General features: G+C 68.8%; 18 protein-coding genes. 6 read left to right on the forward strand and 12 right to left on the reverse strand.

From position 1 onward, the window contains the following. Positions 1-82: 82 nt before the first annotated feature. Complete coding sequence (panB, locus tag BLV31_RS11625) at positions 83-943, reverse strand: 3-methyl-2-oxobutanoate hydroxymethyltransferase (protein WP_064061312.1); 861 nt, start codon at positions 941-943, stop codon at positions 83-85. 185 nt (positions 944-1,128) lie between these two features. Between panB and BLV31_RS11630 the strand changes: the two genes are divergently transcribed. The 3 genes from BLV31_RS11630 to BLV31_RS11640 all read left to right on the forward strand — a co-directional run bounded on the left by BLV31_RS11630 (position 1,129) and on the right by BLV31_RS11640 (position 7,128). Further along, positions 1,129-2,679, forward strand: a complete 1,551-nt coding sequence (locus BLV31_RS11630) for an alpha/beta hydrolase (protein ID WP_064061311.1) — start codon at positions 1,129-1,131, stop codon at positions 2,677-2,679. A gap of 85 nt (positions 2,680-2,764) precedes the next feature. After that, positions 2,765-4,102: a type I glutamate--ammonia ligase gene (gene glnA / locus BLV31_RS11635; RefSeq protein ID WP_006554416.1), complete on the forward strand. Its 1,338-nt coding sequence runs from the start codon at positions 2,765-2,767 to the stop codon at positions 4,100-4,102. Positions 4,103-4,116: 14 nt separating this feature from the next. Then, on the forward strand, positions 4,117-7,128 hold the full coding sequence (locus BLV31_RS11640; protein WP_064061310.1) for a bifunctional [glutamine synthetase] adenylyltransferase/[glutamine synthetase]-adenylyl-L-tyrosine phosphorylase: 3,012 nt from the start codon (positions 4,117-4,119) through the stop codon (positions 7,126-7,128). A 7-nt stretch (positions 7,129-7,135) separates the two neighbouring features. On the opposite strand, the gene BLV31_RS11645 is transcribed toward BLV31_RS11640, so the two are convergent. The 4 genes from BLV31_RS11645 to glnA (BLV31_RS11660) form a co-directional block, all read right to left on the reverse strand. Continuing rightward, positions 7,136-7,471 (reverse strand): hypothetical protein, encoded by a 336-nt coding sequence (locus tag BLV31_RS11645; RefSeq protein WP_064061309.1) that lies wholly within the window; start codon positions 7,469-7,471, stop codon positions 7,136-7,138. 247 nt (positions 7,472-7,718) lie between these two features. Beyond that, positions 7,719-9,902, reverse strand: coding sequence for a catalase/peroxidase HPI (gene katG, locus BLV31_RS11650; RefSeq protein ID WP_174556234.1), 2,184 nt, complete (start codon positions 9,900-9,902; stop codon positions 7,719-7,721). Positions 9,903-9,939: 37 nt separating this feature from the next. Continuing rightward, on the reverse strand, positions 9,940-10,380 hold the full coding sequence (locus tag BLV31_RS11655; protein WP_064061352.1) for a Fur family transcriptional regulator: 441 nt from the start codon (positions 10,378-10,380) through the stop codon (positions 9,940-9,942). A 225-nt stretch (positions 10,381-10,605) separates the two neighbouring features. After that, on the reverse strand, positions 10,606-12,042 hold the full coding sequence (gene glnA, locus BLV31_RS11660; protein ID WP_006554411.1) for a type I glutamate--ammonia ligase: 1,437 nt from the start codon (positions 12,040-12,042) through the stop codon (positions 10,606-10,608). A 210-nt stretch (positions 12,043-12,252) separates the two neighbouring features. Between glnA (BLV31_RS11660) and BLV31_RS11665 the strand changes: the two genes are divergently transcribed. Beyond that, positions 12,253-12,729 (forward strand): RDD family protein, encoded by a 477-nt coding sequence (locus tag BLV31_RS11665; RefSeq protein WP_016694972.1) that lies wholly within the window; start codon positions 12,253-12,255, stop codon positions 12,727-12,729. Between the two features lie 106 nt (positions 12,730-12,835). On the opposite strand, the gene BLV31_RS11670 is transcribed toward BLV31_RS11665, so the two are convergent. The 5 genes from BLV31_RS11670 to BLV31_RS11690 form a co-directional block, all read right to left on the reverse strand. Next, a complete protein-coding gene (locus tag BLV31_RS11670) occupies positions 12,836-13,576 on the reverse strand; it encodes a DUF4191 domain-containing protein (RefSeq protein WP_006554409.1) in 741 nt (246 codons plus the stop codon). A gap of 83 nt (positions 13,577-13,659) precedes the next feature. Then, entirely contained in the window at positions 13,660-14,670 is a 1,011-nt protein-coding gene (gene lipA, locus BLV31_RS11675; RefSeq protein WP_024101310.1) for a lipoyl synthase, read from the reverse strand. Between the two features lie 54 nt (positions 14,671-14,724). Next, entirely contained in the window at positions 14,725-15,504 is a 780-nt protein-coding gene (gene lipB, locus BLV31_RS11680) for a lipoyl(octanoyl) transferase LipB (RefSeq protein WP_064061308.1), read from the reverse strand. Positions 15,505-15,631: 127 nt separating this feature from the next. Then, positions 15,632-17,761 carry a 2-oxoglutarate dehydrogenase, E2 component, dihydrolipoamide succinyltransferase gene (gene sucB, locus BLV31_RS11685; RefSeq protein WP_072740434.1) on the reverse strand — a complete coding sequence of 710 codons (2,130 nt, stop codon included), beginning with the start codon at positions 17,759-17,761 and terminating at the stop codon, positions 15,632-15,634. Positions 17,762-18,059: 298 nt separating this feature from the next. Then, positions 18,060-19,571 carry a leucyl aminopeptidase gene (locus BLV31_RS11690; protein WP_033097581.1) on the reverse strand — a complete coding sequence of 504 codons (1,512 nt, stop codon included), beginning with the start codon at positions 19,569-19,571 and terminating at the stop codon, positions 18,060-18,062. A 155-nt stretch (positions 19,572-19,726) separates the two neighbouring features. Between BLV31_RS11690 and gcvT the strand changes: the two genes are divergently transcribed. Together gcvT and BLV31_RS11700 are read left to right on the forward strand one after the other, a co-directional pair. After that, a complete protein-coding gene (gene gcvT, locus BLV31_RS11695) occupies positions 19,727-20,827 on the forward strand; it encodes a glycine cleavage system aminomethyltransferase GcvT (protein ID WP_064061307.1) in 1,101 nt (366 codons plus the stop codon). 32 nt (positions 20,828-20,859) lie between these two features. Continuing rightward, entirely contained in the window at positions 20,860-21,966 is a 1,107-nt protein-coding gene (locus BLV31_RS11700; RefSeq protein ID WP_064061306.1) for a branched-chain amino acid aminotransferase, read from the forward strand. Positions 21,967-22,042: 76 nt separating this feature from the next. On the opposite strand, the gene BLV31_RS11705 is transcribed toward BLV31_RS11700, so the two are convergent. Next, positions 22,043-22,807, reverse strand: a complete 765-nt coding sequence (locus tag BLV31_RS11705; protein WP_064061305.1) for an adenosylcobinamide-GDP ribazoletransferase — start codon at positions 22,805-22,807, stop codon at positions 22,043-22,045. Then, positions 22,807-23,898 carry a nicotinate-nucleotide--dimethylbenzimidazole phosphoribosyltransferase gene (gene cobT / locus BLV31_RS11710; RefSeq protein ID WP_064061304.1) on the reverse strand — a complete coding sequence of 364 codons (1,092 nt, stop codon included), beginning with the start codon at positions 23,896-23,898 and terminating at the stop codon, positions 22,807-22,809. The genes BLV31_RS11705 and cobT overlap by 1 nt, the downstream gene beginning before the upstream one ends. Positions 23,899-23,962 lie beyond the last annotated feature (64 nt).

Raw genomic sequence — 23,962 nt, forward strand, 5'->3', positions numbered from 1 at the left:
AGTCTGCCACCGATCCGGAAGGCGCCCGAAGAATGCGACGGGCACCACCGAACTCGTCGATGGTGCCCGTCGTCGCAGATCCTCAGAAGGAGTGCTCGGGCCCCGGGAAGGTGCCCTGCCCGACCTCTGCTGCGTACTGTGTTGCGGCGCGGCGCAGTTCGTCGCCCACCTGTCCGAACTTCTTGACGAACTTCGCGGTCTTCCCGCTCGTGTAGCCGGCCATGTCCTGCCAGACGAGGACCTGGGCGTCGCACTCGTTGCCGGCGCCGATACCGACGGTCGGGATGCTCAGCTTGCGGGTGACCTGCCCGGCCAGGTCGGCCGGCACCATCTCCATCACGACGGAGAAGGCGCCTGCCTCCTGGACGGCGATCGCGTCGGCGACGAGCTGCTCGGCGCCGTCGCCGCGGCCCTGCACCCGGAACCCGCCGAGTGTGTTCACGGACTGCGGGGTGAAGCCGATGTGTGCCTGCACGGGGATGCCGGCGGCGGTGATCGCGGCGATCTGCGGAGCCATCCGCTCGCCACCCTCGAGCTTCACCGCGTGGGCGCCGCCCTCCTTCATGAACCGCACGGCCGTGGCGAGGGCCTGTTCAGGCGAGGCCTCGTACGAGCCGAACGGCAGGTCGGCGACGACGAGCGCGTGCGGAGCACCGCGCACTACGCCGCGGACGAGGGGGAGGAGTTCGTCGACGGTCACGGGCACCGTGGTGTCGTAGCCGTAGACGACGTTGGCTGCGGAATCGCCCACGAGCAGGACGGGGATACCCGCCTCCTCGAAGATGCGGGCGGAGGAGTAGTCGTAGGCCGTCAACTCTGCCCAGCGGCGGCCTTCGGCCTTCATCGCCTGCAGGTGATGGACTCGTGTCTTGCGCTTGGGGGTGTCGGCAGGGGCTGCAGCGGAGGCCGCGCCGCCGTATACGGACGTCACGTTGTCGGACATCACTGTCCCTTTCTTCCTCGAGGCCCTCGGGGTCCCCGGGTCGGGTGATGACTGTCTCAGTCTGCCACTCGGCCCGGAGAGCGCGAAGGCCGCGCAGCGGTGCGATTCGTCACACCGAACGACCGCTCGGAAGAGAGTGCAGGTCGTGTCGCTGCAGGTTGACCGGGGCATGGCACGATCGGATCGTGCCCCACCCTGCTCGCGCGCGCATCCGTCGTCTGTCCGTCCTGGCGCTCGTGGCCGCTGCCGCGGCGACCGCGTGCGGTGACACCGCGCAGGAACAACGACAGCCGTCGGCGGTCGGAGTGGTTCCGGGCCTCGAACGGTTCTATGAGCAGGACGTCGACTGGGAGTCGTGCGGGCCGTACGACGCCGACGGGCCGATGATGGTGCGGCAGGGTGTGGAGTGCGCACGCATCGAGGTTCCCCTCGACTACGAGGACCCGGACGGTGAGGTGATCACCCTCGCGGTGTCGCGACTGCCCGCCGGCGGCGACCGGATCGGTTCCCTGCTGGTCAACCCCGGCGGCCCGGGCGCCTCGGGACTGTCCACCGCGCTCGCGGCCGACGGCACCGTCCTCGCCGACCGCTTCGACGTGGTCGGCTTCGACCCCCGCGGTGTCGGATCGTCCGAACCGGCGGTCCGCTGCCTCACCGACGCCGAGTTCGACGCCGACCGTGCTGTGGACGACGGGGACACGAGCCCTGAGGGCATCGCCGCGACGGAGAAGCGCAATCGCGAGTACGCGCAGTTGTGCGCCGAACGCAACGGTACGGATCTGCTCGCCCACGTCGGCACTCGTGAGGTCGTGCAGGACATGGACGTGCTTCGCGGCGTTCTGGGCGACGACGCGCTGACCTATCTCGGCTACTCCTACGGCACCCGGCTCGGCACCCTCTATGCCGAGGCCTTCCCGGGCCGGGTGCGGGCGATGGTGCTCGACGGTGCGATCGATCCGGAGCAGGACCCGGTCGAGGAGATCGTGCTGCAGGCCGTGGGCTTCCAGAAGGCCTTCGACGAATTCGCGGCGTACTGTGCGCAGTACGCGGGGTGCCCCCTCGGGGCCGATCCGGCCCGGGCCGCCGAGCGGTTCCGGGGGCTCGTCGACCCGCTGCTCGACGCTCCCGCACCCACGACCGACCCGCGCGGACTGAGTCACCGCGACGCGATCACCGGCGTGCAGCAGGGGTTGTACTCGCCGACGCTGTGGGGGTCGTTGCGCGGCGGGCTGGAGTCGCTCGCGAGCACCGGCACCGGCGACACCCTGTTGCGGCTCGCCGATCTCTACGAAGGGCGCGGCGAGGACGGCACCTACAGCAACATCACCGACGCTTTCAACGCGATCCGGTGCGTGGACGACCCACCGGTGACCGACCGGGCGCTCGCGGGCGAACTCGACACGCGGTTCCGCGCGGCCGCACCCTTCCTCGACGACGGCCGCGGCACCGGATCGGCGGCCCTCGACGTCTGTGCCTTCTGGCCGGTGCCGGCCACCGGGGAACCGCACACTCCCGACGTTCGCGATCTGCCGCCCGTGCTCGTGGTCTCGACGACCGGGGATCCCGCGACCCCCTACGACGCGGGGGTCGAACTCGCCGCCCGGCTCGGTGGTGTCCTGGTGACCTTCGAGGGAACGCAGCACACCGTCGCCCTGGACGGCAACGAGTGCGTGGACACCGCTGTGACCAGCTATCTGGTGGATCTCGAGGTGCCCGCGCGGGATCCTCGCTGTTGACCGGAGGGGCGTGTGAGCGACACGCCATCCGGATGCGCCTGCCGATGTAACACGGAATTAACGGATTGTGCCTAGTCTCGCGGGTATGGATCGCCAGAAGGAGTTCGTGCTCCGCACCCTCGAAGAGCGCGACATTCGGTTCGTGCGTCTGTGGTTCACCGACGTCGTCGGCACTCTCAAGTCGGTGGCGATCGCGCCTGCCGAACTCGAAGGGGCCTTCGAGGAGGGCATCGGCTTCGACGGCTCGGCCGTCGAGGGCTTCTCCCGCATCTCCGAAGCCGACATGGTTGCGCGTCCCGACGCCACCACCTTCCAGGTGCTGCCCTGGAGCGACGACCGGGGCCACCAGTACTCGGCCCGGATGTTCTGCGACATCACCATGCCCGGCGGCACCCCGAGCTGGGCCGATCCCCGCCACGTGCTGAGGCGTCAGCTCAACAAGGCTTCCGATCTCGGGTTCAGCTGCTACGTGCACCCCGAGATCGAGTTCTTCCTCGTCGAGGACGGCCCCGAGGGCAGTGCACCCGTGCCGGCCGACATCGGCGGCTACTTCGACCAGTCGGTGCACCGTTCCGCCCCGCACTTCCGGCGTCACGCCATCGACGCGCTCGAATCCATGGGTATCTCGGTGGAGTTCAGCCACCACGAAACCGCACCGGGCCAGCAGGAGATCGACCTGCGCTACGCCGATGCGCTGTCCATGGCCGACAACGTCATGACCTTCCGCTACGTGGTCAAGGAGATCGCGATGCAGGAGGGCGTGCGGGCCACCTTCATGCCCAAGCCCTTCCGCGACCACGCCGGTTCGGCGATGCACACCCACATGTCGCTGTTCGAAGGTGAGACCAACGCCTTCCACGACCCGGACGACCCGCTGCAGCTCTCGGCGACCGGCAAGGCGTTCATCGCCGGCATCCTCGAACACTCCAACGAGATCAGCGCCGTCACCAACCAGTGGGTCAACTCGTACAAGCGTCTCGTGCACGGGGGAGAGGCACCGACGGCCGCCTGCTGGGGTCCGTCCAACCGCTCCGCGCTCGTGCGTGTCCCGATGTACACCCCGAACAAGGCGTCGTCGCGGCGCGTCGAGATCCGCACCCCCGACTCGGCGTGCAATCCCTACCTCACCTTCGCGGTGTTGCTCGCGGCCGGTCTGCGCGGCATCGAGAAGGGTTACGAGCTCGCACCCGAGGCAGAGGACGACGTGTGGTCGCTGACCTCCGCCGAGCGTCGCGCCATGGGTTACCGCGAACTGCCCACCGATCTCGACATCGCGCTGCGCGAGATGGAGAAGTCCGAACTCGTCGCCGAGACTCTCGGTGAGCACGTCTTCGACTACTTCCTGCGCAACAAGTGGCGGGAGTGGGAGAACTACCGCAGCCAGGTCACCCCGTTCGAACTCGAGCAGTACCTGGGGTTGTAAGCGACGATGGAAACGTGGTGAGACCGCCCAGCGCGCGTTCGGTAGTTCCCGGCCCCGGTCGGCTCGGCCTCGTCGAGCCGACCGCCCCTGCCGAACTCGCTCGACTCGGATGGAACGACGCCGACAGCGTCGAACTGCTGTGGTCGCTGTCCCGTGCCCCGAACGCGGATCTGGCGTTGCGCACTCTCGTGCGACTGGCCGACGCGCTCGGTGACGACTGGGCCGAGCTCGACTCGGCGCTCCGCTCGGACACAGGCCTGCGCGGCCGGTTGTTCGGGCTGTTCGGTGCGTCGTCGGCGCTCGGCGACCACGTCGTCGCCAACCCGGATCGCTGGACGATGCTCGCGGGCAGCGCGGCGCTGCCCGACAAGCACACCTTCACGGCGCGGATGCTCGACAGCGTCGACGCCGAACCCGAGCCCGACGGGCGGCCCGGCCGGCTGATCCACCGGGCCGGACTCGTCGGCCCACACGCGGTCGCGGCGCTGCGGACCACCTACCGCGACCAGCTCATGCTGATCGCCGCCGCCGATCTCGCCGCGGTCGTCGAGAACGAACCGGTGGTGCCCTATCTCGAGGTCGGTGCGCTGCTCGCCGACCTCGCCGATGCGGCGCTCACCGCAGCGCTCGCGGTGGCCGTGTCCACGGTGATTCCGGAAGGCCCGTGCCCGATCGACCTCGCCGTCATCGCGATGGGCAAGTGCGGTGCGCGCGAACTGAACTACGTCAGCGACGTCGACGTCGTGTTCGTCGCCGAACCCGCCGATGCCCGGGCGAGCCGGATCGCCGGCGAGATGATGCGCATCGGCACGTCGGCGTTCTTCGAGGTCGATGCCGCGCTGCGCCCGGAGGGCAAGCGCGGCGAACTCGTCCGCACCCTCGAATCCCATGTCGCGTACTACAACCGGTGGGCCAAGACCTGGGAGTTCCAGGCACTGCTCAAGGCGCGACCGATGACCGGGGATCTCGACCTCGGCCGCCGGTACATCGACGCCATGAGCCCGATGGTGTGGACCGCCTCCGAACGCGAGGACTTCGTCCCCGATGTGCAGGCGATGCGGCGCCGGGTCGAGGAGATGGTCCCGCCCGAACTGCGCGAGCGCGAACTCAAGCTCGGACGCGGCAGCCTCCGCGACGTCGAATTCGCCGTGCAGTTGCTGCAACTCGTGCACGGCCGCGTCGACGAGTCGCTCCGCGTCCCCAACACCGTCGAAGCGCTGTGCGCGCTCGCCGACGGCGGCTATGTAGGCCGCGACGATGCGGCGAACATGCGGGCGTCCTACGAATTCCTCCGCCTGCTCGAACACCGGTTGCAGTTGCAGAGGCTCAAGCGGACCCACACCCTGCCTCCCCCGGAGGACCGCGAGGCGCTGCGCTGGCTCGCCCGTGCCGCCCACATGCGACCGGACGGACGCAAGGACGCGCTCGGCGTTCTCGAGTCGGAGATCAAGCGCAACTCGTCGCGGATCCGCAAACTGCACGCGCGCCTGTTCTACCGGCCGCTGCTCGACTCGGTGAGCAAGCTCGACAAGGAAGCCCTGCGCCTGTCGCCCGACGCGGCGGTCCGTCAGCTCGCGGCGCTCGGCTACAACGCCCCGCAGCACGCGATGGAACATCTGGCGGCGTTGTCCGGGGGAGCCTCCCGCAAGGCGCGCATTCAGGCACTGCTGCTCCCGCAGTTGCTCGAATATCTCGGGGAGACAACCGATCCCGATGCCGGCCTGCTCGCCTATCGACGGCTGTCCGATGCGCTCTACGACACCGTCTGGTTCCTGCGGGTGCTGCGCGACGAACCGGCGGTGGCCGAACGCCTCATGACGGTTCTCGGCTCGTCGGCCTATGTCGCCGACCTGCTGGTGAAATCTCCCGACGTCATCCGCCTGTACGCCGACGCCTCGACCGGGCCGCGGCTGCTCGAGGCGAACCCGCCCGAGGTGGCGCGCGCCCTCGTCGCATCGTCGTCGCGCTACTCCGATCCCGCTCGCGCCATCGCCGCCGCGCGTTCGCTGCGCCGCGCCGAACTCGCGCGCGTCGCGAGCGCCGACATCCTCGGCATGCTCGACGTGCCGCAGGTGTGCCGGGCGTTGTCCACGGTATGGGCGGGTGTCCTCGAAGCCGCGCTCGACGCGGTGATCCGGGGCTCGGAACAGTCCCGCGGACCGGCGCCGGCGCGTATCGCGGTGATCGGGATGGGCCGGCTCGGAGGCGGCGAACTCGGCTACGGATCCGACGCGGACGTGCTGTTCGTGTGCGACCCGCTGCCGGACGCCGACGAGACCGATGCGGTCAAGTGGGCCACGAGCATCGCCGAGCAGGTGCGGCGACTGCTCGGCGCGCCGAGCACCGACCCACCGCTCGAGGTCGATCTGGATCTGCGTCCGGAAGGTCGCAGCGGTCCCATCGTCCGGACGTTCGCTTCCTACCGGGCGTACTACACGCAGTGGGCCGAGGTGTGGGAGGTACAGGCGCTGCTGCGTGCACACGCCGTCGCGGGTGACCGCGAGCTCGGCACCCGCTTCCTGCACATGATCGACGACGTGCGCTATCCCGAGGGTGGGGTCTCGCAGGAGGCCGTCCGCGAGATCCGGCGCATCAAGGCACGCGTGGACTCCGAGCGGCTGCCGCGCGGGGCCGACCCGGCCACCCACACCAAACTCGGACGGGGCGGTCTCGCCGACATCGAATGGACCGTGCAGCTGCTGCAGCTCCAGCACGCCTACCGGCTCCCGGCGCTCCGCACGACCTCGACGCTCGAGGCGCTCGGCGGCATCGGCGCCGCCGAGCTGCTCAGCGCGACCGACGTCGAACTCCTGCGCACGGCATGGATCACCGCGACGGATGCGCGGAACTGTCTCGTGCTCGTCCGCGGCAAGCCGACCGACCAGCTCCCGGGGCCGGGACGGCAGCTCGAAGCCGTTGCCCGCGTGACGGGTTGGCGTGGTGAGGACGCGTCGGAGTTTCTCGACCACTACCTGCGCGTCACGCGTCGTGCGCGGGCGGTCGTCGAGCGGGTGTTCTGGGACTAGCCGAGCGTCAGTCGCAGAAGACGACGAGTGCGAGTCCTCGCCAGACCTCGACCTCGGTCTTGTCCCACTCCTTGTTCTCGTGGTCCCAGTCGTACTCGACCTCGACGTCGTAGCCACGGTCGCGTTGCTCGGTCACCCGGCAGTTCTGCATGGTGCTGCCGGAACGGTTGAGGATGATGTAGGGGACTCCCGCGTCGGAGAGCACGTGCTGTGCCTGCTCCTGCGACATGCCGACGACGGAAATGTCGGTCTGCGCCGCTGCGGTGCCCGCGAGTGCGACGGATAGAGGGACGGGGGACAGCATGACGGCGGCGCATGCTGCCGAAACGAGGGATTTACGCATGGTGGCCTCCCGAGGAGACGTGTCGTTCGGATACGGACCACGTCGCATCCACTCCCCCGCGAGCGGGCGTGACGAACATCACCAAAGCTGTGTCCTCACGGTACACCCGTGTGCAGTACGGCGGTCCCGTCGGTTTCGGCTCGGCCGACCTGCGCACGACCCCCCTGCACACGACGGAGCCACCCGCCGAATACGAGGGGTGGCTCCGGGACGGTGCGTCAGGCGCGGTCGTGGACCGCCGGCGCGGTCACTTCTTCGGATCGAAACGATCCAGGTTCATCACCTTCGTCCAGGCCGCGACGAAATCGTGGACGAACTTCGGGCCGGCATCGTCGGTCGCGTAGACCTCGGCGAGCGCCCGCAGCTGCGAGTTGTGCCCGAAGACGAGGTCGACGGCGGTCGCGGTGTACTTGACCTGGTCCGAGCCCCGAGCGCGTCCTTCGTAGACGCCCTCGCTGTTCTGCGAGACCTTCCACTCGGTCCCCATGTCGAGCAGATTGACGAAGAAGTCGTTCGTCAGGGTCTGCGGCCGGTGGGTGAAAACCCCGTGCTTGCTGCCGCCGTGGTTCGCGCCGAGCGCACGCAGACCGCCGACGAGCACCGTCGTCTCGGGAGCGGTGAGCGTCAGCAGGTTGGCGCGCTCGAGGAACAACTTCTCGGGCGGGAGCTTCTCGCCGCCGCGCAGGTAGTTGCGGAAACCGTCGTGCTTCGGCTCGAGCACCTCGAACGACTCGACGTCGGTCCACTCCTGCGTCGCATCGGTGCGGCCGGGGGAGAACGGAACCGTGATGTCGTGTCCCGCATCCTTGGCGGCCTTCTCCACCGCGGCGTTACCGGCGAGCACGATCAGGTCCGCCAGGGAGACCTTCTTGTTGCCGCCGGAGCCGTTGAAGTCCTGCTGGATGCCCTCGAGGATCTGCAGCACCTGTGCGAGCTGTTCGGGTTCGTTGGCCTCCCAGTTCTTCTGCGGCTCGAGCCGCACGCGCGCGCCGTTCGCGCCGCCGCGCTTGTCGGTGCCGCGGAAGCTCGCAGCCGACGCCCAGGCGGTGGCGACGAGCTGCGGGATCGTCGCTCCCGAGTCGAGGATCTTCGCCTTGAGGGAGGCGGCGTCGCTGTCGTCGATAAGCTCGTGGTCGACCTCCGGCACCGGGTCCTGCCAGATCTGCGGTTCCGGGATCCACGGCCCCCGGTACCGCGAGATCGGACCCATGTCGCGGTGCAGCAGCTTGAACCACGCCTTGGCGAACTCCTGCTCGAGTTCCTCGGGATGGTCGAGCCAGCGCCGGGTGATCTCGCCGTAGACGGGGTCGTAGCGCAACGCGAGGTCGCTGGTGAGCATGCCCGGCGCGTGCTTCTTCGTCGGGTCGTGGGCGTCGGGCACGGTGTCCGCGCCGGCACCGCCTTTTGGCGTCCACTGCCACGCACCGGCGGGGCTCTTGGTCTTCTCCCACTCGTAGGCGTACAGCGTCTCGAGGAAGCTGTTGTCCCACTTGGTCGGAGTGGGCGTCCAGGTGACCTCGAGACCGCTGGTGATCGTGTCGCCACCGACACCGGTGCCGTACGAGTTCTTCCAGCCGAGACCCTGCTGTTCGATCGGGGCACCCTCGGGTTCGGGCCCGAGATTGTCGGCCGGGGCGGCACCGTGAGTCTTGCCGACGGTGTGACCGCCGACGATGAGCGCGGCCGTCTCGACGTCGTTCATCGCCATCCGGGCGAACGTCTCACGGATGTCGCGTCCGGACGCGAGGATCTCCGGGTTGCCGTTGGGGCCTTCGGGATTGACGTAGATCAGACCCATCTGGACGGCGCCCAGCGGGCCCTGGAGTTCGCGCTCACCGACGTAGCGTTCGTCGCCGAGCCAGGTGTCCTCCGGGCCCCAGAAGACCTCGTCGGGCTCCCAGATGTCCTCGCGGCCGAACGCGAAGCCGAACGTCGTGAACCCCATCGACTCGTAGGCGCAGTTGCCGGCGAAGACCAGCAGGTCGGCCCAGGAGAGCTTGCGGCCGTACTTCTGCTTGATCGGCCACAGGAGACGACGGGCCTTGTCGAGGCTGACGTTGTCGGGCCAGCTGTTGAGCGGAGCGAACCGCTGCGCGCCCTTGCCGCCGCCACCGCGACCGTCGGCGATGCGGTAGGTGCCGGCCGAGTGCCAGCTCATACGGATGAACAGACCCCCGTAGTGACCGAAGTCGGCCGGCCACCAGTCCTGGGAATCCGTCATCAGGTCGATCAGATCCTGACGGAGCGCCTCGACATCGAGGGATTCGACTTCCTTCGAGTAGTCGAAGTCGGGTTCCAACGGATTGGACAGCGGTGAATGCTGGTGCAGGACCGTCAAATCCAGCTGGTCCGGCCACCAGTCCTGATTGGTCCTCGGCCGGTGCGGTGACGGCTCGGGGGAGGGGACTGCCGGGTTTTCGCTTTCGGACACTGCGGTTTCCTTCCGGATCAGGGTCGATCGGACCGATTCAGGGCTGTTGTCGTGGATCGTCTGTCGAACAGTCGCGGCACAGGCCCCAGAAGACGACGTCGGCCTCGTCGACGTCGAAACCTGCGTCGTCCACCGGTGACAGGCAACGCGAGTCACCGACGGTGTGGTCGACATCCGAGATCACGGCGCAGGACCGGCAGACGAGGTGGTGATGACTGTCGCCGACACGCACCTCGTACCGCGCGTGGAAACCTGCGGGCCGGATTCGTCGGAGCAGGCCGTGTGTCGAGAGTGCGTGAAGGATGTCGTACACGGTGTGCCGACCGATGCCGGGAACGACGGCGCCGACCGCGTCGAAGATGCGATCGGCATCGGCGTGCGGGTGCTCGTGCGCCGCATCGAGCACCGCCAGACGCTGTCGGGTCACGCGAAGACCGGCCGCGCGTAACCGCTCGGAGAAATCCCGCGTCGAGGGCACGTGCCCACTATGGACCACTTTTCTGGAACCGGTCGCGATTTCGCCGGATTCGATGACGAACGAACGCATCTCGCGCGCCGAACCGGGGCTTGCTGCTGCTGCAGCAGGGGCGAACCCCGTTTCGGCGCGCGAGGATGCCGGAGCGGAAGGGGCGCAGACAAGGCGAGAGGCCGCCCGTCCCGGAAGGGACGAACGGCCTCTCGAAGAGTGCTTACCGGACTCGACTCAGCAGTCGAAGTACAGCTGGAACTCGTAGGGGTGCGGGCGCAGGTTGACCGGAGCGATCTCTTGCTCGCGCTTGAGCGAGATCCAGGTCTCGATGAGGTCGGTGGTGAAGACGCCGCCCTCGGTGAGGTACTCGTGGTCGCGCTCGAGGTTGTCGATCACGGCCGACAGGCTGGTGGGGGCCTGCGGGATGTTCTTGGCCTCCTCCGGCGGGAGCTCGTAGAGGTCCTTGTCGACCGGAGCGAGCGGCTCGATCTTGTTCTTGATGCCGTCGAGGCCGGCCATCATCTGCGCCGCGAAGTTCAGGTAGGGGTTACCCGAGGAGTCGGGAGCGCGGAACTCGAGACGCTTGGCCTTCGGGTTGTTGCCCGTGATCGGGATACGCACGGCGGCCGAACGGTTGCGCTGGCTGTACACGAGGTTGATCGGAGCCTCGTAGCCCGGCACCAGACGGTGGTACGAGTTGATCGTCGGGTTCGTGAAGGCGAGCAGCGACGGCGCGTGGTGGAGGATGCCGCCGATGTACCAGCGGGCGAGGTCGGACAGACCCGCGTAGCCGGACTCGTCGTGGAACAGCGGCTTGCCGTCCTTCCACAGCGACTGGTGCACGTGCATGCCCGAGCCGTTGTCGCCGAAGAGCGGCTTCGGCATGAAGGTGGCGGTCTTGCCGTTCTTCCACGCCGTGTTCTTGACGATGTACTTGAACAGCTGCAGGTCGTCGGCTGCGGAGAGCAGCGTGTTGAACTTGTAGTTGATCTCGGCCTGGCCGCCGGTGCCCACCTCGTGGTGGCCGCGCTCGAGCTCGAAGCCGGCGAGCTGCAGGTTGGTGGAGATCTCGTCGCGCAGGTCGACGTAGTGGTCGTACGGAGCGACGGGGAAGTAGCCACCCTTCGGGCGGACCTTGTAGCCGCGGTTCGGGGTGCCGTCGGCGTTGTACTCGGCGCCGGTGTTCCACGAGCCGGAGATCGAATCGAGCTCGTAGAACGCGCCGTTCATCTTCGAGTCGTAGGAGACGGAGTCGAAGATGTAGAACTCGGCCTCGGCACCGAAGAAGGCGGTGTCGGCGATGCCGGTGCTGATCAGGTATTCCTCGGCCTTACGCGCGACGTTGCGGGGGTCGCGGCTGTAGGACTCACGGGTGAACGGATCGTGGACGAAGAAGCTGACGTTCAGGGTCTTGGCGGCGCGGAAGGGATCGATGCGGGCGGTCGTCACATCGGGGAGCAGGAGCATGTCCGACTCGTGGATGGACTGGAAACCCCGCACGGAGGATCCGTCGAATGCCAGGCCGTCCTCGAAGACGTCCTCGTTGAACGCCTTCGCCGGGATCGAGAAGTGCTGTTCGATGCCGGGCAGGTCCGTGAAGCGGATATCGACGTACTCGACGTTCTCTTCCGCGATGTACTTGATGACCTCTTCGGCCGTGGTGAACGCCACGCTTGTGCTCCTTCAGTCGGTGCGCGCCATGGGTGCTGGGCGCCTGCGTCGGATCAGACGTTATGGATCTGGTGTTGCCCGTCCATCAAGCCTATGTTTCGCGGGTGTTACACATGCTTTCGTCCTGCTGTGAGGTCGAAAAGGTGGTATAAGTCACCGCGGCCAACACGGGTCGACGCTGGTCCGCCCATGAGAGCTTATCCTGGTGCCATGGCACGCATGACGGGCAGTTGGCTTTCCGGGCCTGCTGCGGCGCTTCCCAAAGGTCTCCAGCAGGAGCAGGACTATCCCGGGCAACTGCTCGGCCTCCCCGAACACGGCCCCGGCTCCATGGTGCCCACCGTCCGCCGGGTACTCGCCCTCGCGGTCGACTGGTTCATGTCCATGGCGATCGCCGCCGGCCTCGTCGGGGGCAACCCGCTCGAGAGCCCGCTGCTGTCGTCGTACACCCTCATCATCTGGTTCGTGGTGGGCGTGGGATGCGTGAGCCTGTTCTCGTTCACCCCCGGCCAGTTCGTCGCCGGGCTGCAGGTCGTGCGGGTGGACGCCCCCGTGCGGGTCGGCATCGTGCGCGCGCTCGCACGTCAGGTGCTGCTGGTGTTCATCGCCCCGGCGCTCGTCACCGACATCGACGGTCGCGGCCTGCAGGATCGCGCCACGGGCACCGCGGTCGTCCGTTCGCGCTGACCGCGCACGCGTCCGTTCGAGCCGATCACCCGAAAACTGCTCCGCATACGCCGAAGGCCGCCTTCGTCCCCGGGACGAGAGGCGGCCTTGGGCGTACTTCGGAAGATCAGCGGCGGCGCATCGTGCGCTGCACGCTGCGCATCTTCGCACCGGCGGGAAGCGGACCCTTGGGCATGGCCGGCCCGGACTTCTTCGTGCTCAGCGCGGACAGGCGACCCTCGATGGTGTCCATCCGCTTGGTGTCGATGTTGCGAGGCAGCTTGTTCAGACGCTTCTGCAGCTGGGAGAGCGGAATCTGGCCCTCCTCGTTGCCGACGACGAACTCGTAGATCGGGGTGTCGCCGACGAGACGCGCGACCCGCTTCTTCTCCTGGGCCATCAGGCCCTTCACGCGACCGGGGTTGCCCTCACCGACGAGGATGATGCCGGGACGTCCGATGACGCGGTGCACGGCGTCGAGCTGGGTGGTGCCCGCGACCGCCTGGCTCACGCGCCACGCGCCCTGCAGGTTGTCGAGCGCCCACGCGGCCGCACCGGCCTGACCGTCGGCCTTCGCGTACACGCTCTTCTGCACGCGGCGCCCGAAGATGATGAAGGCCAACAGGACGCCGACGAGGATGCCGACCGGCAGCAGGAACCACTGGATGTCGAAGATCAGGCCGACGAGGAAGAACACCACGATCGAACCGACGAGGGCACCGATCATCCACGGCAGGAGTGCCTTGTCCTCCTTGCGCTGGATCTGGAACGCCTGCCACAGCTGGGTTCGACGCTCCTTCGACGCCTGCTTGCGTGCGGCCTTCGCCGCGGCCTTCGCTTCCTTGTCGGTCTTGCTGCCCTTCGCCATGTACTCAAGGATACGGCCCCGGTGATGGCACGTTTACCACCACCGGGGCCGCCTGAGGACCTGCCGCGACGAGCGGCGCGAGGTCAGTTGCCGAAGCGCGCGAGAACGGCGCCGGCTTCCTGGGACGCCGTGCCCTCCTCGGCGAGATGCGCCTGGTCGGCGGGAAGTTCGCGTCCGTGGTGGGCCATCGCCTGCGCGTACAGGCGACCGGCGCGGTACGACGAACGCACCAGCGGACCGGCCATCACACCGGCGAACCCGATCTCGCGGGCGGTCTCGGAGTGATCGACGAACTCCTGCGGCTTGACCCAGCGCTCGACCGGATGGTGGAGCGGGGAGGGCCGCAGGTACTGGGTGATCGTGATGATGTCGCAGCCGGCGTCGTGCAGGTCGTGCAGCGCTTCGGTGACCTCCTCGGGGGTCTCGCCCATGCCGAGGATGAGGTTGGACTTGGTGACCAGTCCGAAGTCGCGGGCCTGCCGGATCACGTCGAGCGACCGCTCGTAGCGGAAGGCCGGACGGATGCGCTTGAAGATCCGCGGCACGGTCTCGACGTTGTGCGCGAGCACCTCGGGACGCGACTCGAAGACCTCCTGCAGCAGGTCGGGCTTGCCGTTGAAGTCGGGGATGAGGTTCTCGACGCCGGTGCCCGGGTTGAGCGCGTGGATCTGCTTCACCGTCTCGGCATACAGCCATGCGCCGCCGTCGGGCAGATCGTCGCGGGCGACGCCGGTGATCGTGGAGTAGCGCAGACCCATCGAGCGGACCGACTCGGCGACACGACGCGGCTCGTCGCGGTCGAGCGCGGCGGGCTTACCGGTGTCGATCTGGCAGAAGTCGCAGCGACGGGTGCACTGCTCGCCACCGATGAGGAATGTCGCCTCGCGGTCTTCCCAGCACTCGTAGATGTTGGGACAACCGGCTTCCTCACAGACCGTGTGCAGACCTTCGCGTCGCACCAGGCCCTTGAGGTCGGTGTACTCCGGGCCCATCTTCGCCCGGGTCTTGATCCAGTTGGGTTTGCGTTCGATCGGCGTCTGCGCGTTTCGGGTCTCGATCCGCAGCAGCTTGCGTCCTTCTGGGGCCACAGTCACGCACTCGATCGTACGCCGCCGGTCCTGCCCGGACCCGGCGGGTGCGACCGCCCTTCAGAACCGGTGTGTCGTGAATTCCGGGGTGGTGGTGGGAATTCCGGACGCCCCGACGGCGTGCTCGAAGGTGACCCGCTCGATGTCGCACTCGGTCACGGGGATTCGGCCGTCGAGAGCGGCGATGACGGCCTCGGTGACGGCCGGGATCACGTCGTCGACGGTGACCTCCCGGCCGAGTTCGCCGGTGAGCGACGCGACTCCGGCGTCGCGGATGCCGCACGGGACGATCGAGTCGAACGCGTCGAGAGCCGAATTGCAGTTGAGTGCGAAGCCGTGCATGGCGACACCACGTTGCACCCGGATGCCGATCGCAGCGATCTTGCGTTCGGGGAGCCAGTGCCCGTCGCGCAGCTCGGCGGGAAGCCAGACACCGGAGCGTCCTTCCACGCGGCCGCAGTTCAGGCCCATGTCGGTACAGACGCGGATCAGGCCCTGTTCGATGCGACGCACGTAGCCGACGACGTCGATCGGCTCGGCGAGCTTGACGATGGGATAGCCCACGAGCTGCCCGGGGCCGTGCCAGGTGATCTTGCCGCCGCGGTCGACGTCGATGACGGGCGTGCCGTCGGTGGGGCGGTCGCCGTCCTCGGTGCGGCGCCCGGCCGTGTAGACGGGCGGGTGTTCGAGCAGGAGCAGGGTGTCGGCGCCGATGCCGTCGGCGCGCTCGTTCGCGAGTTCGCGCTGCCTCTCCCAGGCCTCGAGATAACCGAGGGTTCCGAGACATGCGACGGCGACGGGAGCCGAATCGGAACGGGCGGAAGACGAGGGATCACTCATGTTCCTGAACTCTACGCCGCACCGCAGGGGGAGGGCACCCGCTGTGGCGCGGACGCCGACGGGGGCATCACCGCAGTGGTGATGCCCCCGTCGGAGGTCGTCGGACGGATAGTCCGGATCCGGAAACCTACAGTCCCAGATCGGACTCGAACGCGCCCTCCTCGAGACGATGCTTGATCGTCTTGAGGAAGCGGCCCGCGTCGGCACCGTCGATCAGGCGGTGATCGTAGGTAAGCGGCAGGTAGCACATCGAGCGGACGCCGATGGACTCGTTGCCGGTCTCGTCGATCACCACGACCGGACGCTTGACGATCGCGCCGGTTCCGAGCATCGCGGCCTGCGGCGGCACGAGGATCGGGGTGTCGAACAACGCGCCCTGGCTACCGATGTTGGTGATGGTGAAGGTGCCACCGGCCAGCTCGTCGGGCTTGAGACCACCCTTGCGGGCACGCTCGGCGATGTCGGCGATCGCGCGGGCGAGCTCGGCCAGCGACAGGTCGCCGGCGTTGTGGATCACCGGGGAGAGCAGGCCCTGCTCGGTGTCCACCGCGATGCCGAGGTGCTCGGCCGCGTGGTAGGTGATCTCCTTCTTGCTGTCGTCGAAGGAGGCGTTGACGTTCGGGTGCGCGCGCAGCGCCTCGACGACGGCCTTGGCGAAGAACGGCAGGAAGGTGAGGTTGACGCTCTCGCGCTCGGAGAACGCCTTCTTCGCCTGGGCCCGCAGCTGGGCGATCTTGGTGACGTCGACCTCGAAGGTCTGGGTGAGCTGCGCGGTGGTCTGCAGCGACTCGAGGGTCTTCTTCGCCGTGATCTGGCGGATGCGGTTGATCTTCTGGGTCGTTCCGCGCAGCTTGGCGAGCTCGGGGCGCACACCCGGAGCCGGACTCGTCGGCGCGGCAGACTTCTGCTGCTCGCCACCGGCGGCCTTGCCACCCTCGGCGGCAGCGAGGACGTCCTGCTTGCGGATGCGGCCACCGACACCGGTGCCCTTCACCGTCGACAGGTCGACGCCGTGCTGCGAGGCGAGCTTGCGCACGAGCGGGGTGACGTACGGGGTCGCACCGCTCGGGGTGGACTCCTCCTGAGGCGCGGGCTTCGGGGTCGTCGCCGCGGTCCCGACCGGCTTCGGTGCGGGAGCCGGGGTGGCCTGCTCGACCTTCGGGGCCTGCTGCTGTGCGGCGGGCTTCTGCTCGGCGGGCTTCGGAGTCTCCTGCTTCGGAACCTCCTGCTTCGGCGCGGGCTTCTCCTCGGCGGGAGCGGACTGCTGGGCCGGGGCTTCGCTGCCGATGACGGCGAGCTGTCCGCCGACCTCGACGGTCTCGTCCTCCTGAGCGGTGATCTCGGTGAGGATGCCGGCGACCGGGGAGGGGATCTCGGTGTCGACCTTGTCGGTGGAGACCTCGAGGAGCGGTTCGTCCACGGCGACCTCGTCGCCGACGGCCTTGAGCCAGCGGGTGACGGTGCCTTCGGTGACCGACTCGCCCAGTGCCGGCATGGTGACCGGGGTGCCCTCGCCGCTACCACCCGAGGGTGCGGGCTGCGCGGGGGCGGACGGAGCCGGAGCGGCCTCCTCGGACGGCTCGGTGGTGGGCTCGGCGGCCGGCGCCGACTCCTCGGCCGGGGCGGACTGCTCGGCGGGAGCGGACTGCTGGGCCGGGGCCTCGCTGCCGATGACGGCGAGCTGTCCGCCGACCTCGACGGTCTCGTCCTCCTGAGCGGTGATCTCGGTGAGGATGCCGGCGACCGGGGAGGGGATCTCGGTGTCGACCTTGTCGGTGGAGACCTCGAGGAGCGGTTCGTCCACGGCGACCTCGTCGCCGACGGCCTTGAGCCAGCGGGTGACGGTGCCTTCGGTGACCGACTCGCCCAGTGCCGGCATGGTGACCGGGGTGCCCTCGCCGCTACCACCCGAGGATGCGGGCTGCGCGGGGGCGGACTCCGCGGCGGGCTCCTCCGCGGGAGCCTCTTCGGCCGGTGCCTTTTCGGCGGCGGGTGCGGAATCTTCGCCGGCTTCCTCACCGGCGTCACCGATCACCGCCAGTTCGCCACCGATCTCGACCGTGTCATCCTCCTGGGCGACGATCTTGACCAGCACGCCGGCTGCAGGCGACGGGATCTCGGTGTCGACCTTGTCCGTGGAGACTTCGAGCAAGGGCTCGTCGACTTCGACCGTGTCTCCTTCCTGCTTGAGCCATCGCGTGACAGTTCCCTCGGTGACGCTCTCACCAAGCGCTGGCATCTGGACGGAGAAGGCCATGTCTGTTGACTCCTCGACGGTTGTGTTCGTGTGTGTTGAGTTGTACCGACTCGTGGTCGCCGACCATTGTGTGGTCGTTGACCATTGTGCGCGGGCCAGGAACCCCGTGCCTGCTGGTTCACGTGTTCGGTCGGGCCGATACCGGCGAGGCATGGCCCCTCCCATCCTTGCACCTATCTTTCGGTGATGTTCGGGGAGGGGCGGATCACCTCACACCGGGGTTCCGCTGTTACCGATCACACCGGTCCTCTCCCTCGCCCCGGGCGGGGCCAGGCGGGGAGAGGACCGGTGCGGAAGATCATCCGTTGGCGGCGATGTCCTCGATCACGGCGAGCATGGTGCGCACGGGCACGCCGGTGCCGCCCTTGCCGACGTAACCGAACGGTCCGCCGGTGTTGAAGGCCGGGCCGGCGACGTCGATGTGCGCCCACTGCACACCCTCGGCGACGAACTCCTTCAGGAAGATGCCGGCCGTGAGCATGCCGCCCCACCGATGGGGGGAGACGTTCGCGAGGTCGGCCACGCGGGACTCGAGATCACCGCGCAGTTCCTTCGGGAAGGGCATCGCCCAGCCGTTCTCGCCGACCTCCTGGGACAGAGCGGCCACGCGGTCGCGGAACTCGTCGTGACCCATGACGCCCGGCGTCCGGGTGCCGAGGGCGACCATCTGTGCGCCGGTGAGGGTCGCGGTGTCGATGAGGTAGTCGGGATCGTCCTCGCATGCGCGCACGATGGCGTCGGCGAGGATCAGGCGACCCTCGGCGTCGGTGTTGATGACCTCGACGGTGGTTCCACCGTACTGGGTCAGCACGTCGCCCGGACGCTGCGCGGTCGACGACGGCATGTTCTCGGCCATCGGCACGGTCGCGGTGACGTCGGCGGCGACACCGAGCTTCGCGGCGAGCACGACGGTCGCGACGACCGCGGCGGCGCCGGCCATGTCGGAGGTCATCGCCTCCATGCCGGCGGCGGGCTTGATGGAGATGCCGCCGGTGTCGAAGGTGATGCCCTTGCCCACGAGCGCGACCTTCGGGGCCTTGCGCTTCTTCGACGAGTAGGACAGGCGCACGAGACGCGGGGGACGCGACGAGCCCTTGCCGACGCCGACGATGCCGCCGAAGCCCTTCTTCTCGAGCACCTTCTCGTCGAGGATCTCGACCTTCAGACCGGCGGCCTCGCCGAGTGCCTTCGCGCGCTCGGCGAACTCTGCCGGGAACAGGTGGCTCGGCGGGGTGTTCACGAAGTTCCGGGCCGTCGCGACGGCCTCGGCGATCGCGACGGAGCGGGAGAGCGCCGCCTTCGCCGCGCGGTCGCGGGTCGAAGGCACGAGCAGTTCCACCCGCGCGACCGCCTGCGCGTCCTTCTTGGGTGCGGACTTCTCCGACCGGAACTCGGTGTAGGTGTAGGCGCCGAGCGCGAAACCTTCCGCCGCGGCACCGAGGTCGACGGCGGACAGTGTGGTCGCGACCGTCTCCACACCTGTCAGTGCGCGTGCCGCGACCCCGGCGGAGCGGCGGATCTGCTCGGCGTCGATCTTGTCGGCGTCGCCGAGACCGACGGCGAGCACGCTCGTCACGGGCAGGGAGGCAGGCGCCGGCACGCGGGTGAGCTCCTCGCCGCGGCCTTTCGCGCCCACGGCGACCAGGGAGTCGAGCAGTTCGCCGAGAACCGCTTCGTCGATCGGGGCGTCGCCCGCGAGGATCTCGGGGGTGCCGTCGGCGGAGGTCACGCCGATCACCAGGACATCGGCTCGTTTGGAAACCGAACCGGCGAGAACGAGTTCGGGAAGATCGGGAGTGGGTGCACTCACAGGGCATCTCCTTGGAGCTTGGTCGGGAACGAGCGAGTCGTTCTCTTGCGGCGTCGTTCGGTGCGAGGGGAATCGTCTCGATGTAATCGACCCTAATGACAACGACGCCCGGCGTCGCTGTCGGACACGGTGGCGGTGGGATAGCGTCGTACGCCATGAGCGACGAGGAACTGAAGCAGGGCCCCATCCACACCGTGCACGTCGAACTCGGTGCGACCTTCGCTCCGTTCGGCGGCTGGGAGATGCCGGTCTCCTACGCAGGGACGGTCGCCGAGCACACGGCCGTGCGCGAGAACGTGGGACTGTTCGACGTCAGCCACCTGGGCAAGGCACTCGTCGCCGGACCGGATGCCGCCCAGTTCCTGAACACCACGCTCAGCAACGACCTCACCCGCATCGGTCCCGGCAAGGCGCAGTACACCCTGTGTTGCACCGAGAACGGCGGTGTCGTCGACGACCTGATCGTCTACCACGTCTCCGACGACGAGCTCTTCCTCGTTCCGAACGCGGCCAACACCGCAGCGGTCGTCGAGGCGCTGACCGCCGCGGCACCGGCCGGCGTCACAGTGACGAACCAGCATCGCGACCACGCGGTGTTCGCCGTCCAGGGGCCGAAGGCCGTCGAGGTCCTCGAGGCGCTCGGCCTGCCCACCGACATCGCCTACATGGGCTTCGCCGACGCCGAGTACGAGGGTGCTCCGGTGCGCGTGTGCCGCAGCGGCTACACCGGCGAACGGGGCTACGAGGTGCTGCCGCGCTGGGACGACGCCGAACGCGTCTTCCGCGCCCTGCTCGATGCCGTCCGTGCGCAGGGCGGCCAGGCCGCCGGTCTCGGCGCCCGCGACACCTTGCGCACCGAGATGGGCTACGCGCTGCACGGGCACGAGCTGTCCGTCGACATCTCCCCGCTCGAGGCGCGGGTCGGCTGGGCCGTGGGCTGGAAGAAGCCGCAGTTCTGGGGGCGCGACGCCCTGCTCCGCGAGAAGGAGGCGGGCCCGGCGCGGAAACTGTGGGGCCTGCGGGCACTCGACCGCGGCGTCCTGCGTCAGGATCTGACCGTGCGACGCGACGGCGACGAGGTCGGGCGGACCACCTCGGGCACCTTCTCTCCGACCCTCAAGATCGGCATCGCCCTCGCGCTCCTCGACACCTCCGCCGGACTCGAGCCGGGCGACGAAGTGGCCGTGGACGTGCGCGGACGATCGCTGCGTGCCGAAGTGGTGGCTCCGCCGTTCGTCGAGGACCACACCAGATAACGGTTCTGCGGGCGGTTGTACCATTGTCCCCCATGACAGGTGTCCTCGAATTCGCCCGCGTCCAGCATCCTTCACCGAGCTCTGCGGAGCGGCGACAGGAGGTTCTGTCGAATCCCGGATTCGGGCAGCACTTCACCGATCACATGGTGTCGATCACCTACACCAACGGAATCGGCTGGCACGACGCGAAAGTCGAGCCGTACGCCCCGATCCCGCTCGACCCGGCCGCGATGGTCCTGCACTACGGGCAGGCGATCTTCGAGGGTCTCAAGGCCTACCGGCAGGCCGACGGCAGCATCGCGTCGTTCCGCGTGACCGCCAATGCCGCGCGCATGAACCGGTCCGCGGAGCGGCTCGCGATGCCGTACCTGCCGCCGGAGCTGTTCGTGAAGGCGATCACCGAGCTGGTCGAGGTCGACAACGAGTGGGTTCCCGCCGCCGGCGGCGAGGATTCGCTCTACCTGCGTCCCTTCGCGTTCGCGACCGAGCCGGCTCTCGGCGTGCGGCCCGCGAAGGAGTACAAGTTCCTCGTCATCGCGTCCCCGGCGGGTGCCTACTTCCCGCGCGGCGTGAAGCCCGTCAACGTGTGGCTCTCCCGCGAGTACGTGCGCGCCTCCCCGGGTGGCACGGGCGCCGCGAAGTTCGCCGGCAACTACGCGGCTTCGCTCGTCGCGCAGGCGCATGCCGCCGAGCAAGGCTGCGACCAGGTGGTCTGGCTCGACGCCATCGAGCGCAAGTACGTCGAGGAGATGGGCGGCATGAACCTGTACTTCGTGTACGGGTCGGGTGCCGACGCGCGTCTGGTCACCCCGGAGCTGTCCGGCTCGCTGCTGCCCGGCATCACCCGCGACTCGCTGCTCACCCTCGCCAAGGACTCCGGTCTCTCGGTCGAGGAGCGGCGCATCAGCACCGACGAGTGGCGTGAGAAGGCCGGCAGCGGTGAGATCACGGAGGTATTCGCGTGCGGTACCGCCGCGGTCATCACGCCGGTCGGCAGCGTCAAGGACAAGGACGGCGAGTTCACCATCGCCGACGGCGAGCCCGGCCCCATCACGATGGCCCTGCGCGACACCCTGACCGGCATCCAGCGCGGTACCTTCGCCGACACCCACGGGTGGATGACGACGCTGCGCAAGTGACGTAGCCACGAACGACGACGAAGGGGTGCTGCCGATTCCGGCAGCACCCCTTCGTCGTTTCCGGACGCAGTGCGATCTAGAGGAGCCCCGACGCTGCCACCGCGACGGCGGCGACCGTGCCCTCGGTGACTGCGCCGAGCACGTCGCCGTTCATGCCGCCGAAGCGCGCGACGCAGTGCCGGGCGAAAAGCACCGCGACGACCAGTACCACCGTGACGACGAGCGGTCCCGCCCAGAGCGGACCGGGCAGGCACACGAGCGACAGTGCCACCGCGGCCACCGTCCACACCGTGATCGGCACGACACCCTGCGTCCCCGCCACGAGCGAGCCGAAGCCGCTGCCGGGCGCTGCCGGGACACCGCGCCGGCACGCGACGACCACGGCCACACGTCCCGAGAAGACCGCGAACCCGACCGCCCCCCACGCGTCGGTGTCGACGAGCGCACCGAACGAGGCGGCCTGCAGACCGAGGACGACGACGAGCGCCGCGACACCGAAGGGACCCGCGCCGCCGCTGTGCATCACCTCGCGCGCCCGCTCGGGCGGGCCGTAGCAACCGAGACCGTCGGCGGTGTCGCTCAGGCCGTCGACGTGCATTCCCCGGGTGCCGACCGCCAGCACCCCGACACACACCAGGCCCGTCACCAGTGGTGGCGTCTCGACGGCGGAACCGACCAGGCAGACGGCCGTGGTCGCGGCGGCGAGTACGGCACCGGCGATCGGCGCCGCGGAGATCGCACGTCCGGCGACCGTCCGGTCGATCTCCGACGGGCCTCGCGCGGGCAGGACCGTCAACCACGACAGGGCCAGCGCGACCCCGCCGATCCAGGCGCGGATCATCAGTCCGCGGTCGCCGGAGCGCTCTCGTCGCGGGTGCTCACGCCCGCCTCGGAGAAGGTGGCCATCTGCGCGAGGATCGCGACCGCACCCTGCAGTACCGGCAGCGCCGTCACGGCTCCCGATCCTTCGCCGAGGCGCATACCGAGGTCGACGATCGGTTCGAGTCGGAGATGACGCAGCGCGATGGCGTGGGCGGGTTCGGCCGACCGGTGACCGGACACCCACCAGCGTGCCGCGCCGGGTGCGAGTTCCTCGGCGACCATCGCGGCGGCGGTGACGACGACTCCGTCGAGGATCACCGGCGTCCGGCGGACCGCGGCCTGCGCGAGGAATCCCGCCATCGCGGCGAAGTCCGCGCCACCGGCGGTGCGCAGCAGGGCGACGGGATTGCGTACGTGGGGCCGCGCCCGCCACATGGCGTCGCGGATCGCGGTGACCTTGCGCATCCACCCCGCGTCGTCGACGCCGGTGCCGCGGCCGACCGCGGCCACGGGTTCGGTGGCGGTAAGGGTGGCGATGAGAACGGTTGCAGGAGTGGTGTTCCCGATTCCCATATCGCCCGCGACGAGCAGATCGGCACCTTCGTCGACCTCGCGGTCGGCGAGCGCACGGCCGGCCTCGATCGCGCGGACCGTCTCGTCGTGCGTGAGCGCGTCCTCGCGGTCGATGCTGCCGCTCGAGCGGCGGATCTTGAACTCGGACACCTCGGGGGAGGTGTCGCTCTCGACTGCCATGTCGACGACCCGCACTCCTGCGCCCGCGGCGGCGGCGAGCACGTTCACGGCGGCGCCCCCTGCGGACAGGTTCGCGACCATCTGCGCGGTGACCTCCGGCGGATAGGCCGAGACCCCGTTGCGTGCGACGCCGTGGTCACCTGCGAAGACCACGACCCGCGGTCGGCGGAAGGGATGGGGCGGGACCTCGCCCTGGCAGGCGGCGACCCAGCACCCGAGTTCCTCGAGCCGTCCGAGTGAGCCGGCGGGTTTCGTCAGATCTCGCTGGCGTTCCTCGGCGGCGACGCGTGCTTCGAGATCGGGTAGGTCGACGCGCGGGAACTCGACGTCGGCGGGGGAATCGGAACCGCTGGTCACAGGTCACCTCTCGGACGGATCTTCACGCGAGAACGCTATCAACCGCCCGGTCTGGCAGAAATTC

The organism is Rhodococcus pyridinivorans, assembly GCF_900105195.1.
Taxonomy (GTDB): Bacteria; Actinomycetota; Actinomycetes; order Mycobacteriales; family Mycobacteriaceae; genus Rhodococcus; species Rhodococcus pyridinivorans.

What these genes read in the sequence shown, in the direction of transcription:
- panB (WP_064061312.1), bottom strand. Translation starts at nt 943, where the DNA reads ATGTCCGACAACGTGACGTCCGTATACGGCGGCGCGGCCTCCGCTGCA.
- BLV31_RS11645 (WP_064061309.1), bottom strand. Translation starts at nt 7,471, where the DNA reads ATGCGTAAATCCCTCGTTTCGGCAGCATGCGCCGCCGTCATGCTGTCC.
- gcvT (WP_064061307.1), top strand. Translation starts at nt 19,727, where the DNA reads ATGAGCGACGAGGAACTGAAGCAGGGCCCCATCCACACCGTGCACGTC.
- glnA (WP_006554416.1), top strand. Translation starts at nt 2,765, where the DNA reads ATGGATCGCCAGAAGGAGTTCGTGCTCCGCACCCTCGAAGAGCGCGAC.
- BLV31_RS11700 (WP_064061306.1), top strand. Translation starts at nt 20,860, where the DNA reads ATGACAGGTGTCCTCGAATTCGCCCGCGTCCAGCATCCTTCACCGAGC.
- BLV31_RS11705 (WP_064061305.1), bottom strand. Translation starts at nt 22,807, where the DNA reads ATGATCCGCGCCTGGATCGGCGGGGTCGCGCTGGCCCTGTCGTGGTTG.
- sucB (WP_072740434.1), bottom strand. Translation starts at nt 17,761, where the DNA reads ATGGCCTTCTCCGTCCAGATGCCAGCGCTTGGTGAGAGCGTCACCGAG.
- BLV31_RS11665 (WP_016694972.1), top strand. Translation starts at nt 12,253, where the DNA reads ATGGCACGCATGACGGGCAGTTGGCTTTCCGGGCCTGCTGCGGCGCTT.
- lipB (WP_064061308.1), bottom strand. Translation starts at nt 15,504, where the DNA reads ATGAGTGATCCCTCGTCTTCCGCCCGTTCCGATTCGGCTCCCGTCGCC.
- BLV31_RS11670 (WP_006554409.1), bottom strand. Translation starts at nt 13,576, where the DNA reads ATGGCGAAGGGCAGCAAGACCGACAAGGAAGCGAAGGCCGCGGCGAAG.